Origin of the sequence: Pseudomonas akapageensis (assembly GCF_011355085.1) — a bacterium.
In the GTDB taxonomy this organism is placed as follows: Bacteria; Pseudomonadota; Gammaproteobacteria; order Pseudomonadales; family Pseudomonadaceae; genus Aquipseudomonas; species Aquipseudomonas akapageensis.
Map to the genome: position 1 here is coordinate 1 of NZ_VXCP01000012.1, position 15,792 is coordinate 15,792.

A 15,792-nucleotide genomic window follows, 5' to 3' on the forward strand; every position below is an offset into this window, starting at 1 on the left:
GTTTTGCAGGGGCAAGTCCACCATCCTTACTCTACTTCCGTCCTCATGGATCGCTTCGCATCAGCGCGAGGAAGACCTCGATGCTCAACTGGATGCCTTTCAACAGTGCACATCATCGCCCAGGATCTACCAGCCTTCCAAAGGCTTTACGATGAAAGCCCTTCAACGTTGCCCAATGTGCAACGGCTTACCTCCACCCTCGTCATGAAACGGGTTATCCAGGATAGGCCGCTGCCCTTGTGATGGTGGGGGGGCAACCTCCTGCTTCGACCTTCAGGCAGGTAAAAGGAAGGGTCGCGTGCATCAATGTCAGATTCAAACCATTCACGGTTGTGAATCCTTTCGTCACTCTTCCTCTCTCAACGCATTGATCCGCCCTGATTTTTCTGCGGCCACCAGCGTGGCATGGTCTTTTGCATTTTGATCGGCATAGGCGATGGCAAACTTTCCGATGGCCTGGTCGAAGGAGTCCGTCTTGCCCAGGTAGCCACTAATGAGCGCCGCATCCCCTGATTTGGCGTGGGCACGAGCCAGGGTAAGACCGCACCACTCGGCGTACATCTTCAATCGTGCCGCGGATATGCCTTCGATGGGCGCTGACATTTTCATGTCTCGCAACTGACGTGCAAAAAAGTACCGGCCGTTCAGGCTGCGTGTCCAACCCAAAAAGATGTCGCTGGAAGACTGCATCAGACGCTGCCCCGTGACTACGCGCTGCCCCTGGTTCTCGTAGGTGCTCTTGCCTGCATAGGGCGCCAGTACCGAGGGACAGGCTTCCTTGAATTGCAGGAGCAAAGGGTGGTTTTCCGCGGAAAAGAACAGGCCGACGAAACAATACGTACCGACGCTGCCGATCCCGACAGCTTTGACGGCAATGTCTTCGAGACGGTAACGATCGAAGAGCACGCGCCGTTCATGGGGTAGCGACAATCGATAATCGTGCAGTGCCGTACGGACGTGCTGCATGAAGCCCTTTTCATACACATGAAAAAGTATGGGCGGCTGATCGATCAGGCGCCGTCGCCCCCCAACTTCACTGCTGATCTTGGGATAGAGGTAATCGCCGACACGCATCCTGGCCTTTGCGACCAATTGCTCCCGGATTTTCCTGATTTCAGCATTGGGCGCCATATCGATGATCGATTGGGCATCCAGGCAGTCATACCAGACATCCAGCGGGTTCATCCTGGAAAATTTGCGCAGGCGCTCGCGATAAGAACGAACGCATTCGGTGGCTATGGTCCGTGCCTCTTTATCGCTGAGTCGGTTATCCCGTGCGGCCACGGCAAAACTGATCGCCAGGCGTTTTACATCCCATTCCCAGGGGGCGGGGAGCGTTTCGTCGAAATCGTTGATGTCAAAAATCAGGTTGCGCTCGGGTGTCGCGAACAACCCGAAGTTCATCAGGTGGCAATCCCCGCAGGCCTGCACCGTAATGCCAGTGGTCGGGATGGTGGCCAGGTCATGCGCCATCAAGCCCGCAGAACCGCGTAAAAAAGTGAATGGGCTGCGCAACATGCGGCCGTAGCGCACAGGCACCAGATTCGGCAGTCGATAGCGGTTTGACTCCTCGAGGAGTTCGATAGGGTCACGGTGCTTGCGCGGTGGTTTCCATACGGCGTGAACCGCATGCGGCAGACGCTCGCGTAATTGCTCACCCGCGTACACACGCTCCTTGCGCGAGTGAAAGACCAGCTCATCCCCGTTGTCTTCCGATTGCCTTGTCATGCTGTTGGCAGACTTATTTTTGCGGGGGGACATGTCCACTCCTTTGCTCAACGAAGTCTGAATCGCTTGGGCACAGGATCTGGTAATGCGACTGTTCCATCAGCCCACAGACAATGCGTGCGCCGGTTTCCTGGAAAGCGCCGAAGGTATTGTTTCAAGCGTAGCAGTTCTGATCCTGGGTGCTGTATTGCAGGTATTGAATTGATTCTGGGTTCGGGGACGTATTCGATTGGGGGGGCGCGACCCGAAGCAGCCGGTGAAATGATGATCGGATGCCAACCCCTGTGGGAGCGGGCTTGCCCGCGATTCAGACGCTGCGGTCTGTCTGAACCACCGCGGTGATGCCATCGCGGGCAAGCCCGCTCCCACAGGGGATAGGCACGATGTCACTGTCTGCTTCTGGCCGGTTGCAGTCTGTTGCGAAGGGCAGCAATCGATCCAAGGCGGATCTCACCCCGCACCGATACGCTGCCCATTTCCTCGTCACGACAAGCGCGATTCGCCTGTCGCGTTGCCAAAGCGCTCGGCCGCTGCGCCGATGCGCGAGAACGCCAGCCACACAAACAGCAGCACACTGCAGCCAACGAGGATCGATGCGACGGCAATCAATGGCTCGACTGACGAGACCCCCTTGAGACGCAGCGTCAATGCGCCGAGCATCACCGGGACGCCAACGTTGTACGTCCAGAACTGCGCTGCAGCAACGCGCCCCTCGGTGATTGAGGGGTGCGCTGTGCCGATGAGTCCGAACAGTGCCATCGACACCCAACCCAACAGATTGACATGGGCGTGTACCGCGAAGAGCGAGTGGTCGCCGGACGCGCCCATCGCCACACCCAGCACCACGCCAATGGCAAAGTAGATGGCAGCGAGCCGAAACCAGGTCCGCGAACGGGGATTGTGATTCATGACCTTCACCTCATGCGCCCTGAGGCGCGCTCAGTAGCTGAATAATCAATGTGAAGTCGTTCTGCCCGACGCGGCGGCGACCTCTTGTTGATTGGTTGCCCTATGTCTATTATGAGACTTAAGTCTCATTACAAGACGGAGTATCATTTATTCCATGCCGCCCTCGAAGTCAAGCCCGTCTGTCCGTGACGGCGATCAACAAGGCCGCGCCAATCAGCGGCGCCGTACGCGTCAAGCGCTTATCGATGCCGCTGTTGCCTTGCGCGACGAGGGCCATAACCCGTCTATCGAGCAAGTGGCTGAGCGCGCGATGGTGTCGCGCGCCACGGCGTATCGCTACTTTCCCTCGGTCGAGGCGTTGATAAGCGAGACGGCGGCCGATCGTGACATGCAGCCGCTGGAGCACATCTGGCAGCCGGGAGACGATCCGGTAAAGAGCATGGGGCTGGCGGCGAACGCGCTGAACCAACTCTTGATCGACGACGAGATCGGCCTGCACGTGATGGAGCGTTCGTTCATGACGGTGTGGCTCGAGAACGAGTCCCACACGCCCCTGCGGCCGGGCCGACGCATGAACTACATCGAGCCGATTGTCGATTCGCTCAAGGACGTGCTCTCACCCCGGGCGCGCAAGCGACTGAAGCAGGCGCTGTCGATCGTCATGGGCACCGAGGCCTTGATCGCCGTGCGCGATGTCGGTCGCGCGAGCATCGATGAATCACTCGACGCCGCCGCCTGGGCGGCCAGGGCGCTCGTTCGTCAGGCGCTGGCGGAGGATGAACAAGCGCGAACAAAGCGCAAAGCCCCGGGGGCGCGTTCGCGGTCTTCTTCTTCGCCACAATGAATCAGGTGCAAAGCGGGTCTTTCAGTGTTCGCATGACCTGGTCGTACATCGCATCCACCGCGCGGGATCCCTTTGAATCCCGGCTGCGCATCAGTACGACTTCCACCACCGGAAGTTCGGGCAGCCCTTGTCGACCGTCAAGCATCTTCAAGCTGGGCGAGAGGCTGCAGCGGGTGAGCACCGCTACCGCCATGCCGCTTTCTGCGACAGCTAATTGACCGCCAACGTTAGGGCTGTTGTAAACAACCCGGTACTCGCGTTGCTGGGCTGAAAGCGTTGCCAGGATCTCGGTGCGCAGGCGTCCGCCGAGCTCGTGCACGGCAATGGGCAGGGGATTGCGTTTCCATGCCTCATGCTGCTCGGCCGCTCCCCACACCAGGGCTTCCCGGAACAACAGTTCGCCCCGTGCAGGCGCATCACGCGTGACCAGCGCCAGATCGATTTCACCGCGGTCGATTTTTGCCCACAGCGCGGTGGATTCCTCGCACACCAGGGTCACCTCGACTTCGTTGAAGCGGGCAGCAAAGCTGCGTAATACCGGAACAAGATAAGGCACCGCGTAATCGTCCGGGACGCCGAAGGTCAGCCGCCCTGAAAGCGTTGCGCCGTGCATCGCAAGCACCAGGTTCGAATGGGACTCCAGCACCTTGCGGGCGTGGCCGAGCAGATCATAGCCAGCTGGGGTCAGGGAGAGTTGCCTGGGCTCGCGGTTGAGCAAGGGGCGGCCAATGCTGTCCTCCAGCTTTTTCAGCTGCATGCTCACCGCTGACTGGGAGCGCGAGATCTGTCGCGCCGCGGCTGTCATGGAGCCCGTATCCGACCGCCACGAAGGTTCTCAGCCAGTCGATCTGCAAATCCGTGGAATGCATCGCCACTTCCTGCCATTCGAAAAACGAATGCACCTTATAACACTTATTCGCTTTTCTGGATTCAACTCAAGCCGGCAAAATGTCGTCCAAACCGCAGCACGCCGTGACAGAGAAGAGGAGGCGACGTTTTGTCGAGTGTCGAGAAAAGCTCAGTGGAGCTGAATGCGCAGCAAGTATGGGATGGCTTCAAACAGCTCTTGCCCATTTCCCTGTTCGTAGTGATCTTCGGGGTGGCCTTCGGCCTGGCCGCCGCACAGACAGGTCTGGACGATTCGTCGACCCTGCTCATGAGTACCCTGGTGTTTGCCGGAGCTGCGCAGTTTGCCGTTCTCGATCTGTGGGCAGGGCAGGTGCCGATTGTTCCCCTGATCATTACCGTGTTTGCGATCAATGCCCGGCACCTTTTGATGGGGGCGACCTTGTATCCCTGGCTGCGCGATCTTCCCCGCGCCAAACGCTATGGCGTGATGCTGGTGGTGTCGGATGCCAACTGGGCGATGTCGATGCAGGCATTCAATGTCGGCAAGCCGGGCCTGGGCCTGTTATTGGGCGGTGGCATTGCCTTGTGGTCGGCATGGGCATTGGGCAGTTGGCTGGGCCTGTATTTTGGCAGCGCGATCCAGGACCCGGTGAGCCTGGGCCTGGACATGGTGATGGGCTGCTTCCTGCTGGCGATGGTGATCGGCGGGCAAAAGAACCTGCGCATGCTGATCATCTGGAGCGTGGCGGCCGGCTCATCGCTGTTGGCGTACCGGTACCTGCCGGAAAACAGTCATGTCGTCGTCGGGGCATTGGCGGGCGGCCTTCTGGGGGCTGTGTGGATGGAGAAGAAAGTTGAACATTGAAAGCGCAGGCTTCGGCACATTCGTCATCATCCTGATCATGGCGGTAGTCACCCTGGCCACGCGATGGGGTGGGGTTTTCGTGATGTCTTTCGTGCCCATCAACTACCGGGTACAGCAGTTCATCAGCGCCATGTCCGGTTCGGTACTGGTGGCTCTTCTGGCGCCCCTGGCGGTCACGGGTGACAACGGCGCGCGGCTCGCCTTGCTGACGACGGCGGTCGTGATGCTGCTGCTGCGCAAACCCCTGCCGGCGATTGCGGCGGGGATAGCCGTAGCGGCCTTGTTCAGGCAGCTCAGTGTCGCCGTGTAACTGGCAATACCCATCCAATCACACTCAAGTCTGAAAAATGGAGTCTGAACAATGGATCTTCACTCGATTCTCGCTTTTACCCTGGTTGCAGCGATTGCCATCGCAAGTCCCGGTCCTGCCACCTTGATGGCGATCAACAACAGTCTGTCCTATGGACCGCGCTACGCGCTGTGGTCCTCCCTGGGCAATGCCTGCGGACTGTTCTGCCTGTCGGCAGCTGCCATGCTGGGCCTGGGTGCCTTGCTCGCCAGTTCTGAATGGATGTTCAACGCCGTGAAGATCATGGGCGCCGGCTATCTGTTCTACCTGGGTGCCAGGCAGTTGCTCAAAAAGAGCCCGATGCTCGCGGAGGATGTTCGCGCTGATCGCAAAGAGAGCAGGCCATCGCGTTTGAAACTGTACAAATCGGCCTTTCTGACAGCGACCACCAACCCGAAGGCGACGATGTTTTTCACTGCTCTGTTCCCGCAATTCATCGACCAGAGCGCCGCACTGCTGCCGCAGTTTCTGCTTCTCACGTCGATATTCATGGCGTTGTCGCTGGTTTCCTTGAGCCTGTATGCGGCGCTTGCCTCCCGGGCCAAGGGCATGTTTACACGGCCCGAGTATTCTCGATGGATCAGCCGGCTCGTGGGGTCGACTTTCATCTTCTTCGGTGCGGCCATCCTTACTATGCGTCGACAGGTCGCTTAGCGGACGATTGCTGCACACGCAGCGATCGGGGCCAGTCTGGACGTCGACACTGCTCAGCTAAAAGTGCGCAGTGTCTGCCCCGGCAACTGGCAGGCTTGGCGACAGGGGTACGCTCTGTGTGACTTTGGCCATCTGGGTGATTTCCACCTTCAACTTATCCTTGCCAAGCAGGTAGTCGGCCAGCTTCTGCGAGAACGGCCAGTAGTTCAGTTCGGCAGTCAGGGTGAGCGGCCCGACGGCGTCGGCCGGCACCAGGAAGGAGAACTCCCCAATATCGTAGCCCTTGGGCAGAATGCGGTTGTCCGAGAGAATTTGCGTGGCATTCCAGACCTCGACATCCAACGGATTGCCGTCCTTGTCGCCTATGTGCACTTTGAAATTTCGCGTGCCGTTCTCGGTCTTGCCGTCCTTGATCGAGCCCAGCCGATAGAGCTCGCGACCACTGGCATCCAGCACCCGGAAATCGATCCACATCTCCCGTCCCTCCGGAAAGCCGGTCGGCAGCTTGTGGCCGGCGCCGACATTGGCAACTTTCACTGCAACCGAGGTGTATTGCCCGGGAATGATGGCTGCCGGCAGTTGCTGGAACTTTATTTCCGCCGCGCCCGCGAGCATGGCGCGCGCACGTTGCGCACCTTCTTGCTGACCGAGATGATCCAGCATCATGGCGTTGGCTCCGCTGAACCAATGGGAGGCGACTTGCTCGCGGTCTGGCCCCATGATCGCAGCCTTACCCGCAAAACCCGGCATATGGCAGCTCTGGCAGGTTACGTCGTTGAGGCTGTAGGAGCTCTCCTGCCATTCGTCATAGGTTCGCTCGACCGCCACGCTGCTGAACGGGTGCGTGACGTTGTGGCAGGTGCCGCAAAAGTCCGAGCGCGTGTGCAGGGCGGAATATACGGTGTCGTGATAGGGCGAAACGGCATCTTTACGCGGGCCGAACTTGGTCGGTTTACCGTGCGCTCGAGGGCTCAGGACATAGGCGCCGTTATCGAGGCCCGTGCGGCCACTGATGTTGTGGCAGCTCTCGCAATCGACCCCGGGCATCGGATGATTTTTCTCGCTGTCTTCGATCGAGGAGCGGTTGACTTGCGAAGTGATCTGCCCGGTCGTGAGACCGATCGGGGTATGGCAGCCGGTGCAGAAGTTATCGACCTTCCCGTCTGTGGCCGAACTCGCACGCTGGAGCAAGGCCCGATAGATGGGTTCATCCCAGGCCTGGGACATCATCGACGAGCGCCACTGCTTGTAGATCTCCGTATGGCAGGCGCCACATACCTGGGCATTGTCGAAGTCCTTTACATTCAAAACCAGGTTGCCGGGGGTATTGGCCCGATGGGGAAAGAACGGCATCCCGCCAGTCACATGAATGAGCTTGGAGCGTGCCGGCTCCAGCCACTTTTCATTATCCTGGTTGTCATTGCCCTGGGGTTCGTCGGCTGCCACCAGCGTTACCGTAAGCAGGCAGGCCAGAAAGCATAAAAAACGGCGAACGAAAGATCTGATCACCAAGGTAAATCTCCTCGACTCTCCACCTTTCATGAATGGGAGAAGCTCACTTGGTAATGACTCTGCAAGGACTGTGACAAAATGTGTCGTATGGCCTGAAGGCCCGGCAAACATTGGTCAGAGGTTGAAATTCTGTGCTGATCGAGACGCGAATAATGCTGGGGAACGGCACCCATTAGTGGGGGAATTCACTCCGAAATCGGGGGTGGCTGGCCGCTCTTTCAGCCGATTCCAGAACCGTTACGTAGACCGGCTTCCTGCTGCCAGATGCTCAAGCACCCACTCGCTGAAGCTGCGCGCCAGTGGGTCGTTCTCGCTGTCTCGATGGGTCAGCAAGGCCCAGTTGGGGCCGCGAATGGTCTTCTCGACCAAGGGTTGCAACAGTCCATTGGCCCGGGCCTGCTGACTCAGCAATTCGCTGACCAGGGCGATACCCAGCCCGGTGCAGGCGGCGTCCAGCAGCAGGCCAGGATCGGAGAAGTTCAGCCCATGATCCTGCTGGCCTACATCCAGGCCAGCTTCCACTGCCCAGTTGCTCCAGTCCATTTCCCGCTCGCCATGCAGGGTTGTGCGCTGTTCGCTGGGCACTGTCAGCAGACTCGGGTGGCAAGCCGGGTAGAGGCGGTCAGTGTGCAGCACCTTGAAGCTGTACTCGGCCTGGGCACTGGCGTCATCACGTATGGCGAGATCGATATTCTCACTGGCCATGTCCTCCGGTGCCGTATCGGTGGTGAATAACCAGAGATCCACTTTCGGATGCTGGCGACGGAAACTTTCCAGGCGTGGCAGCAGCCAGTGACGGGCGAATGCTGGGGTGGTGTTGAGTACCAGTTGGTTGGGCTTGCGGTACTGCCCCAGGCGGCGAATCCCGACGGCAATTTGCTGCAGCAGGGACTGGGTGGTGCTGAGCAGGTCGGCCCCGGCGTTGGTCAGGACAACGCTACGTCCGTTACGCAGGAACAGGGGTTGTTCAAGGTAGGCTTCGAGGGTTCGGATCTGCTGACTGATCGCCGACTGAGTGAGGTGCAACTCCGCTGCTGCCTTGTGAAAACTGCCCAGTCGGGCGGCGGCTTCGAAGCCGCGAAGGGTGTTTAGGGGCGGCCAGTGTTTGAGCATTCTGATAAGTCCATCTAATCATAAGTGTACAAAATCTATCGTTTGTTTCGACTTTTTTCCAGACATAGCATGCATGCCATGACCGCTTGGGCGGTTTACATTGGCAACAATTACTTATTTGAAAGGTATTGGTCATGCAGCAGAGTGAAATTCGAAACGGCGGTTTCCTGACCGTTGCCACAACCCAGATGCCCTGCACCTGGGACCTGAAACACAACCTCGATCAGGCCGAGCAGTTGGTGCGTGAGGCGGCTGCCAGGGGCGCCCAGGTCATCCTGCTGCAGGAGCTGTTTGCCACCCCGTATTTTTGCATCGAGCAAAGTTACAAGCACATGGCGCTGGCCGAGGAATATCAAGAGAGCGGGGTGCTCAAGCGCTTCGCCGCGCTGGCCAAGGAGCTGGGCGTGGTGCTGCCGCTGAGCTGGTTCGAGAAGGCTGGCAATGCCTACTTCAACTCGCTTAGCGTGGCCGATGCCGATGGACGCCTGCTGGGTGTTTATCGCAAGACCCACATCCCCAACGCCATCGGTTATCAGGAGAAGGAATATTTCAGCCCCGGCGATACCGGCTTTCGTGTCTGGGACACCGCGTTTGGGCGCATGGGTCTGGGTATCTGCTGGGATCAGTGGTACCCCGAGACCGCACGCTGCCTGGCCTTGATGGGTGCCGAAGTCTTGCTGTTTCCCACCGCCATTGGCTCTGAACCTGGCTGTGCAGCCCGGGATTCACGTGACCATTGGCAAATGACCATGCGCGGTCATGCGGCGGCCAACATCCTGCCGGTCGTGGCGGCCAACCGCGTCGGCCGGGAAGTGGCGACCACCGATCCGGACCTGCAGATGATCTTCTACGGCTCGTCCTTCATTTGCGATCACCACGGCAAGCTCCTCGCCGAGGCTGACCGCGACAGCACTGGCGTGCTGGTGCACAGCCTGGACCTGGCCGCCATACGGGAGGAGCGCCTGAGCTGGGGCATTTATCGCGACCGCCGTCCGGAGATGTACGGGCCGCTGTTGACCCAGGATGGGCGTCACACGAATGCTCGCTGGAGCACGGCAGAGGATGGCATTGCACGTTCGGCGTAGCCGCTGCCGCAGGCTGCGCTCGACCGCAAAGCGGGCGCAGGTTTTCAAGATCGCAGAGGAGCCCTCGCGGGGCTCCAGCGCAGCCTGCGGCAGCGGCTACACCGAGTGCGCGAGGCCTGTCCCTGTGCAATACACTGAAACTGCAGAACCTGCGACCTACTTCTCAAATCGACCCGTGGCATCACGATCGCGCTCGTATCGTCTCGTGAGCGGAAAGGGTGGCAACCAGGATTCGCGCCGAATGATCCAGCTTTCATAGGTAGGCTTCAGTTGGTCAGGGGCATCCAGGGATCCCAGGTTCACTTCGATTTCGTCGGCGCTGCGTGAGAAAACGGACGAGCCGCAGCGGGGACAGAAAAACCGTCCGGCGTAGTCGCGCGTTTCGCCATCGATCGTCACAGCATCCTGAGGGAAGATCGCGGATGCGTGAAAAAGGGCGCCATGAAACTTGCGGCAGTCGAGGCAGTGACAAAGGCCGACCCGGTACGGACGTCCCGTTGCCTCGATTCGTACATTGCCACACAGGCAACCGCCGGTGAATCGGTCCATGCTGTGTCTCCTCTGAAATCGAGCGGTCGGAATTGTCTACGCGCGGGTCACCCCTTCAAGGCTGCTTCGATCGCAGCAACGTCGATCTTCGTCATCCCCATCATGGCGTCGAACGCGCGCTTGGCCGCCGCTCGATCCGGGCTGGTGAAGGTGGCGGTCAAAACCCGAGGCGTGATCTGCCACGACAGTCCCCACTTGTCCTTGCACCAGCCGCAGGCACTTTCCTGGCCACCGTTTCCGACAATCGCATTCCACAAGCGGTCCGTTTCAGCCTGGTCATCGGTCGCGACCTGGAACGAGAAAGCCTCGCTGTGCTTGAACGCCGGGCCCCCGTTCAACCCGAGACAAGGGATGCCCATCACGGTGAACTCGACCGTCAGGACATCGCCCTGCTTGCCGGACGGAAAGTCGCCAGGGGCGCGATGGACAGCGCCCACGGTGCTGTCCGGGAACGTCTTGGCGTAGAAGGTTGCAGCGTCCAGTGCGGTGCCGTCGTACCAGAGGCAAATGGTGTTCTTGCTGATCATCTTGATGCTCCAGAATGGGGGCTGAAGGTTCATTCTAGTCGCGCATCCCGGTCGGGCCACTTCAGCAACGTGTCTGCATGCGTCGTCAGTCGCCCATCGACCCCAGGAGCCACTGGCGAAAAACCTCGGCACAGGCAGAGCGCTTGCGATGCTTGAGCGACACCAGGAACTCGCCATTGCCCGTCACGCATTGAAAGGGCGTGACCCGCTGCAGTTCGCCCTTGGCCAGCGCCTCGTCAGCCATGAATGTCCAGGCCAGGCCGATGCCCATGCCTTGCTGCACGGCCCGGTACGCCAATGTCAGCTGATTGAAGACCGGGGCCTTGTCCCGTGGTGTGTAGTCGATGCCGAAGTGGCCGAACCATTGATGCCAGTCCAGGCATTGCCAGGCGCAGGTGTCGATCTGTACCAGGTTGGCGTGTGCCAATTGTTCCAGCGTTTCGATCCCCGAGACATCCAGTGAAGGATGCGCCACGGCATAGACGATTTCCGGCAGCAGGAAATCGCTGTCCAGCGAAGCCCATTCGCCAGAACCATAGAGAATGCCCAGGTCGAAATCATTGAGGCTGGCCTCATCGAACTCGTTGATCGCGTGTACGTGCACGGCGATTTCCGGGTACGCCTTGTTGAATTCGATCAGTTTCGGGAACAGCCAGAACTGGGCCAGGGCATGGGTCGCCAGCACCGAGACGGCGTTGGACTGATGGACATTGCGAATGCGCGTGACGCTCTGGTACATCGTGGCGAGGAGCACGTTGACCGTCATCAGCAGTTCGTCCCCTGCGCTGGTCAGCTTGACACCCCGCGGTTTGCGCTCGAAGAGCGGGACGCCCATGGCGTCCTCGAGCTGGCGCATCTGTTTGCTCACGGCGCTCTGGGTGAGAAAGAGTTCGCCAGCGGCACCTGTGAAACTGGCGTGTCGTCCCACGGCCTCGAACGTGATCAGGGTCTCCAGTGGGGGCAGGGTACGCAGGTAACGGTTGATGAGGCTTCTCCTGGGGTGGTAACGATGTCGCGACATTCCGCACTGGAATGGGTGGCCAACTTTTTATCGCAGGTGGCGCCTGTATACCATGGCTAGAATGTCGACAAAATAGCCTGCCAGAGCCGAGATGATGAACAGTGGGATTGTATTTGCGATGTTGGCGGGCGCCATCTGGGGTGGGGTGATTATCAGCCCTTCGTTGCTCCCGGAATTCAATGCCGTGCTGATCAGCAGTGTGCGGTTTGCCCTGTACGGGCTGTTCTCGCTCCTTGTGGCGTTGCCGATCGCGTCGCGCCTGCTGTCACGTTTGACACGCAGCGATGCCTTGATGTTGCTGCGTCTGTCATTGACCGGGAATGTCCTGAACTATGCGCTGCTGGGCGCTTCCGTGCAGTTGAGCGGGGTGACCGCGGCCGCCCTGATCAACGGCATGATGCCGGTTGCCATTACCTTTCTGGGGCGTAGCGATGCAGGCTCGCTGCCCATGACGAAGCTCAAGCTGCCCCTGTTGATGGTATTCCTGGGCATCGTATCGGTCAGTCTGGAACATTCCGGCGCGCGGGCGGCGAGCACCTCGCTGTCTTCCCAGTTGCTGGGGCTGGCCTGCGGGTTCAGTGGTGTGGTCTGCTGGTCGTGGTATGCCACCCACAATGCCCGTTATCTCAAGCAAAGCCATTTCAACAGCAGCGAATGGTCGACGCTGCTGGGCATCGTGACGGGCATTGTGGCGATCGTGTTCGGCATCGTGGCCCTGTTGCTGTTCCCGAACCTGGTGCCCGCTCAGGTTGAAAGCAGCCGCTGGATGACATTTCTGTGGGTCTGCCTGTTCCTGGCGCTCTGTGGCTCGTGGGTTGCCAATGGACTCTGGAATGCCTGCTCGCGTCGAATGGCCACGTCCTTGAGTGGCCAGATGATCGTGTTCGAAACGTTGTTTGCCTGTGTATACGGATTTCTGTTCAGCCAGCGAGTGCCTGGCTTGATGGAAGTGGTGTCCATCGTGTTGCTGGTGGGCGGGGTCGTCTGGGCGGCGAGGCGTCATCGGGTGGTGCCGGTCAAGCACGCCGAACTCTAGCCGGGTGGCAGCGGTCACGACCACACTCAGTCCTGCACTATGCCGGACCGGGTCAAGTCGCTGGCACTACTGCGCTGCCTTGAGCATCGGTTCAAGCTTGATGGTCAGCTTGTCGATCTGGCCTGTGAACTTGAACGGAACCTCGTAGCGATACTCCACCAGCGCGACGCCGGAGCGCGTGTCCTGACCGATGTCGAAGGATTCGTCCTCGGGAAACGCGATTGGCGTGGTGTGTTCCATGGTATTGCTGGCTACCTCCTGACCGTCCACGGAGAGCACCCCGGTTCCACCCTTGCCCAGGCCCGGGCCCTCGGACTTGAAGTCGAAGACGATGGTGTGCTTGCCAGCGCCCAATTCAGGTCCTTCCCAGGTCGTGCGCTTGAGGTCGAGCAGGTTGTAGAGGAACACCGGCTTGCTTCGACCTATGCCCAGGTCGCCCTTGCTCAGGAAAAGCCCATAGCCGCCGAAGCGCCCGCCTTGAGTGACAATCATGCCTTCGGCGCCACCGTCGGGGATCTCGACCTCGGCCGTGATGGTATAGGACCTGTCCATGATATTCGGCGCACCGCTGGTTGGCACGCCGGTCAGTACTCCGGTATAGGTGAACAGCGTTCGTCCGGCTGTCAGGCTCGGGCGCGGCGTATCCCAACGCGCAAGCGTCGTGTTGTCGAGTGGCAGCACATCATGTTTCTGCGCCTCCAGATAGAAAATGGACTGCAGTTGCTGGAGCTTGTCCGGCATGCTGGTCGCCAGGTCGTTGGACTCGGTGGGATCTTCCATGACGTTGTAAAGCTCCCATTTGTAGCCGCTGATCACGTCGGGTGGCGGGGCATTGCTCAGTAACCACGGCAGCGTCGCCGGGGTCGTGCAGGCCACCCAGCCGTCGTGATAAATGGCGCGATTGCCCAGCATCTCGAAATACTGCGTGGTGTGCCGGGTAGGTGCGGTGGCGTTTGACGGGTCCCATGTGTAAGTCATGCTCACGCCATCCATGGGGCGCTGGGGAATACCGTTCAACGTATCCGGCACCGGGATGCCGGTCGCTTCGAGGATGGTCGGAGCAATGTCGATCACATGATGGAACTGGCGCCGGATGCCGCCCACGTCCTGGATGTGTCCGGGCCAGGCCATGGCCATGCCCTGAGCCGTCCCGCCAAAATGCGACGCCACCTGTTTGACCCACTTGAACGGGGTATCCATCGCCCAGGCCCACGGGGCGGCAAAGTGCGGGAAGGTCCGGTCTGATCCCCAGAACTCATACCACAGGAACTGGTCCTTGACCGGTACGGCAACGCCATTGAAGGTGGTGAGTTCGTTCGGCGTGCCATCGAGCATGCCTTCCGCGCTGGCGCCGTTGTCACCGGCGATGTAGATGATCAGGGTGTTATCGAGTTCGCCCAGGTCCTCGACCGCCTGAATGACGCGGCCGATTTCGTGATCGGTATACGCCAGGTACGCGCCGTAGACGTCAGCCTGCCTGATGAACAGCTTCTTCTGCTCCCAGCTGAGGGAATCCCACTGCGGCAGCTCCTTGGGCCACGGCGTCAGTGTCGCGTTCTCGGGCATGATTCCCAGCCGCTTCTGGTTGGCGAAGATGGTATCGCGCAGCTTGTTCCAGCCCTCGTCGAAGAGGTGCATGTCGCTGATTTTCTTGATCCACTCCGGTGTCGGATGATGGGGGGCGTGAGTGCCGCCCGGTACGTAATAAACAAAGAACGGTTTGGCGGGCGCGATTTCCTTGAGCTGCTTGATGTGCTGGATTGCCTCGTCGGCCATGGCCGTGGTCAGGTTCCAGCCCGGATTGCCCTCGAATGGGTAGATGGCTGTGGTATTGCGGAACAGGTTGGGTTGCCACTGGCTCGTGTCGCCGCCGACAAAGCCATAGAAGTACTCGAAGCCCAGACCGTTCGGCCACTGGTCGAAGGGGCCGGCCTGGGTCGCCTGATAAAAGGGCGTGTTGTGGTCCTTGCCGAACCATGAGGTCGCGTAGCCATTGCCCTTGAGGATGGCACCGAGGGTGCCGTTCTCCTTGCGGATGATCGAGTTGTAGCCCGGGAACCCGGTAGCCGCTTCGCCCACTATCCCGAAGCCGGCCACATGATGGTTACGGCCCGTGATGAGCGCCGCTCGCGTGGGCGAGCAGAGCGCCGAGGAGTGAAAATTGGTGAAGCGCAGCCCCATGTTGGCGATGCGGTCCATCGCGGGTGTCGGCACGACACCACCGAAGGTGCCCGGTGCGCCGTACCCGCTATCGTCCGTCATGATGAGCAGTACATTAGGCGCCCCCTTGGGCGGTACGATGCGCGGAGCCCACCAGCCGGTTGACTCTGAAGCCTTTTCCTTGATCACCCCACCGAATTTCGGATCGGGCGACGGAAGCTGTTGTCCGCTGATGGTGGTGGTGGCCCTGGGCGAACCCGGCTCACCGGTAACTTGCTGTGCGATGCACCCTGAGGAAAAGCAGGCAAAAGCGATACCTGAAACCGTCACGGAGACGACCAGTCTGATGGCTTTCATGCGAGCCACTTCCTGTTCGATAGGGGGTGTCGATCGACCTGACTGCAACCTCCTCGATGTTCAGGCAAGCTTCTTGCTGCGCAGCTCCTGGCTGCAAGATCGCAAGCAAGCATTTTTTATGATAGTCACTTCTGAGGGCTGAGGTGCCAGATTGCATTTGGCGATTGAGGCCTGTCATGACGGACTGCAATCGACTGTGGATTCAACCGATCGATGCAACACCCTACCGAAGCG

Annotated in this window: 14 protein-coding genes and 2 pseudogenes; 7 read left to right on the forward strand and 9 right to left on the reverse strand. The window is 59.7% G+C overall.

Annotation, left to right across the window (positions count from 1 at the left end):
• Window positions 1-105 precede the first annotated feature (105 nt).
• A pseudogene (locus tag F2S13_RS09700) lies at window positions 106-243 on the forward strand (AsnC family transcriptional regulator); the annotation flags it as partial.
• A gap of 102 nt (window positions 244-345) precedes the next feature.
• Here F2S13_RS09700 and F2S13_RS09705 read toward each other — a convergent pair.
• Both F2S13_RS09705 and F2S13_RS09710 read right to left on the reverse strand, forming a co-directional pair.
• Window positions 346-1,761, reverse strand: coding sequence for a DUF2252 domain-containing protein (locus F2S13_RS09705; RefSeq protein ID WP_178118998.1), 1,416 nt, complete (start codon window positions 1,759-1,761; stop codon window positions 346-348).
• 450 nt (window positions 1,762-2,211) lie between these two features.
• The gene (locus F2S13_RS09710; protein WP_166360266.1) at window positions 2,212-2,637 is read right to left on the reverse strand and encodes a DUF2871 family protein; all 426 of its coding nucleotides are present in this window, start codon (window positions 2,635-2,637) and stop codon (window positions 2,212-2,214) included.
• Between the two features lie 154 nt (window positions 2,638-2,791).
• Here F2S13_RS09710 and F2S13_RS09715 point away from each other — a divergent pair, with 154 nt between their 5' ends.
• A complete protein-coding gene (locus F2S13_RS09715; protein ID WP_166360267.1) occupies window positions 2,792-3,481 on the forward strand; it encodes a TetR/AcrR family transcriptional regulator in 690 nt (229 codons plus the stop codon).
• Window position 3,482: 1 nt separating this feature from the next.
• Here F2S13_RS09715 and F2S13_RS09720 read toward each other — a convergent pair.
• Window positions 3,483-4,350, reverse strand: a pseudogene (locus tag F2S13_RS09720) (LysR family transcriptional regulator).
• Window positions 4,351-4,478: 128 nt separating this feature from the next.
• On the opposite strand from F2S13_RS09720, the gene F2S13_RS09725 reads away from it, so the two are divergent.
• The 3 genes from F2S13_RS09725 to F2S13_RS09735 are packed head-to-tail and all read left to right on the forward strand — an operon-like array spanning window position 4,479 to window position 6,198.
• Window positions 4,479-5,195, forward strand: a complete 717-nt coding sequence (locus tag F2S13_RS09725) for an AzlC family ABC transporter permease (protein ID WP_166360268.1) — start codon at window positions 4,479-4,481, stop codon at window positions 5,193-5,195.
• A complete protein-coding gene (locus tag F2S13_RS09730; protein WP_166360269.1) occupies window positions 5,185-5,505 on the forward strand; it encodes an AzlD family protein in 321 nt (106 codons plus the stop codon). The genes F2S13_RS09725 and F2S13_RS09730 overlap by 11 nt, the downstream gene beginning before the upstream one ends.
• A gap of 51 nt (window positions 5,506-5,556) precedes the next feature.
• Window positions 5,557-6,198 (forward strand): LysE family translocator, encoded by a 642-nt coding sequence (locus F2S13_RS09735; protein ID WP_166360270.1) that lies wholly within the window; start codon window positions 5,557-5,559, stop codon window positions 6,196-6,198.
• 57 nt (window positions 6,199-6,255) lie between these two features.
• Here the strand turns inward: F2S13_RS09735 and F2S13_RS09740 are convergent, their stop codons facing one another.
• Both F2S13_RS09740 and F2S13_RS09745 read right to left on the reverse strand, forming a co-directional pair.
• Window positions 6,256-7,740 carry a multiheme c-type cytochrome gene (locus F2S13_RS09740; protein WP_166360271.1) on the reverse strand — a complete coding sequence of 495 codons (1,485 nt, stop codon included), beginning with the start codon at window positions 7,738-7,740 and terminating at the stop codon, window positions 6,256-6,258.
• Window positions 7,741-7,947: 207 nt separating this feature from the next.
• The gene (locus tag F2S13_RS09745) at window positions 7,948-8,823 is read right to left on the reverse strand and encodes a LysR substrate-binding domain-containing protein (RefSeq protein ID WP_166360272.1); all 876 of its coding nucleotides are present in this window, start codon (window positions 8,821-8,823) and stop codon (window positions 7,948-7,950) included.
• A gap of 134 nt (window positions 8,824-8,957) precedes the next feature.
• Here F2S13_RS09745 and aguB point away from each other — a divergent pair, with 134 nt between their 5' ends.
• Window positions 8,958-9,908 (forward strand): N-carbamoylputrescine amidase, encoded by a 951-nt coding sequence (gene aguB / locus F2S13_RS09750; protein WP_166360273.1) that lies wholly within the window; start codon window positions 8,958-8,960, stop codon window positions 9,906-9,908.
• A gap of 156 nt (window positions 9,909-10,064) precedes the next feature.
• Here the strand turns inward: aguB and F2S13_RS09755 are convergent, their stop codons facing one another.
• The 3 genes from F2S13_RS09755 to F2S13_RS09765 form a co-directional block, all read right to left on the reverse strand.
• On the reverse strand, window positions 10,065-10,457 hold the full coding sequence (locus F2S13_RS09755) for a GFA family protein (protein WP_166360274.1): 393 nt from the start codon (window positions 10,455-10,457) through the stop codon (window positions 10,065-10,067).
• Between the two features lie 47 nt (window positions 10,458-10,504).
• Window positions 10,505-10,984 (reverse strand): VOC family protein, encoded by a 480-nt coding sequence (locus tag F2S13_RS09760; protein ID WP_166360275.1) that lies wholly within the window; start codon window positions 10,982-10,984, stop codon window positions 10,505-10,507.
• An 85-nt stretch (window positions 10,985-11,069) separates the two neighbouring features.
• Window positions 11,070-12,005, reverse strand: a complete 936-nt coding sequence (locus F2S13_RS09765; protein WP_178118999.1) for a LysR substrate-binding domain-containing protein — start codon at window positions 12,003-12,005, stop codon at window positions 11,070-11,072.
• A 91-nt stretch (window positions 12,006-12,096) separates the two neighbouring features.
• On the opposite strand from F2S13_RS09765, the gene F2S13_RS09770 reads away from it, so the two are divergent.
• Entirely contained in the window at window positions 12,097-13,041 is a 945-nt protein-coding gene (locus F2S13_RS09770) for a DMT family transporter (RefSeq protein ID WP_166360276.1), read from the forward strand.
• A 66-nt stretch (window positions 13,042-13,107) separates the two neighbouring features.
• On the opposite strand, the gene F2S13_RS09775 is transcribed toward F2S13_RS09770, so the two are convergent.
• The gene (locus tag F2S13_RS09775; RefSeq protein ID WP_166360277.1) at window positions 13,108-15,558 is read right to left on the reverse strand and encodes an arylsulfatase; all 2,451 of its coding nucleotides are present in this window, start codon (window positions 15,556-15,558) and stop codon (window positions 13,108-13,110) included.
• Window positions 15,559-15,792 lie beyond the last annotated feature (234 nt).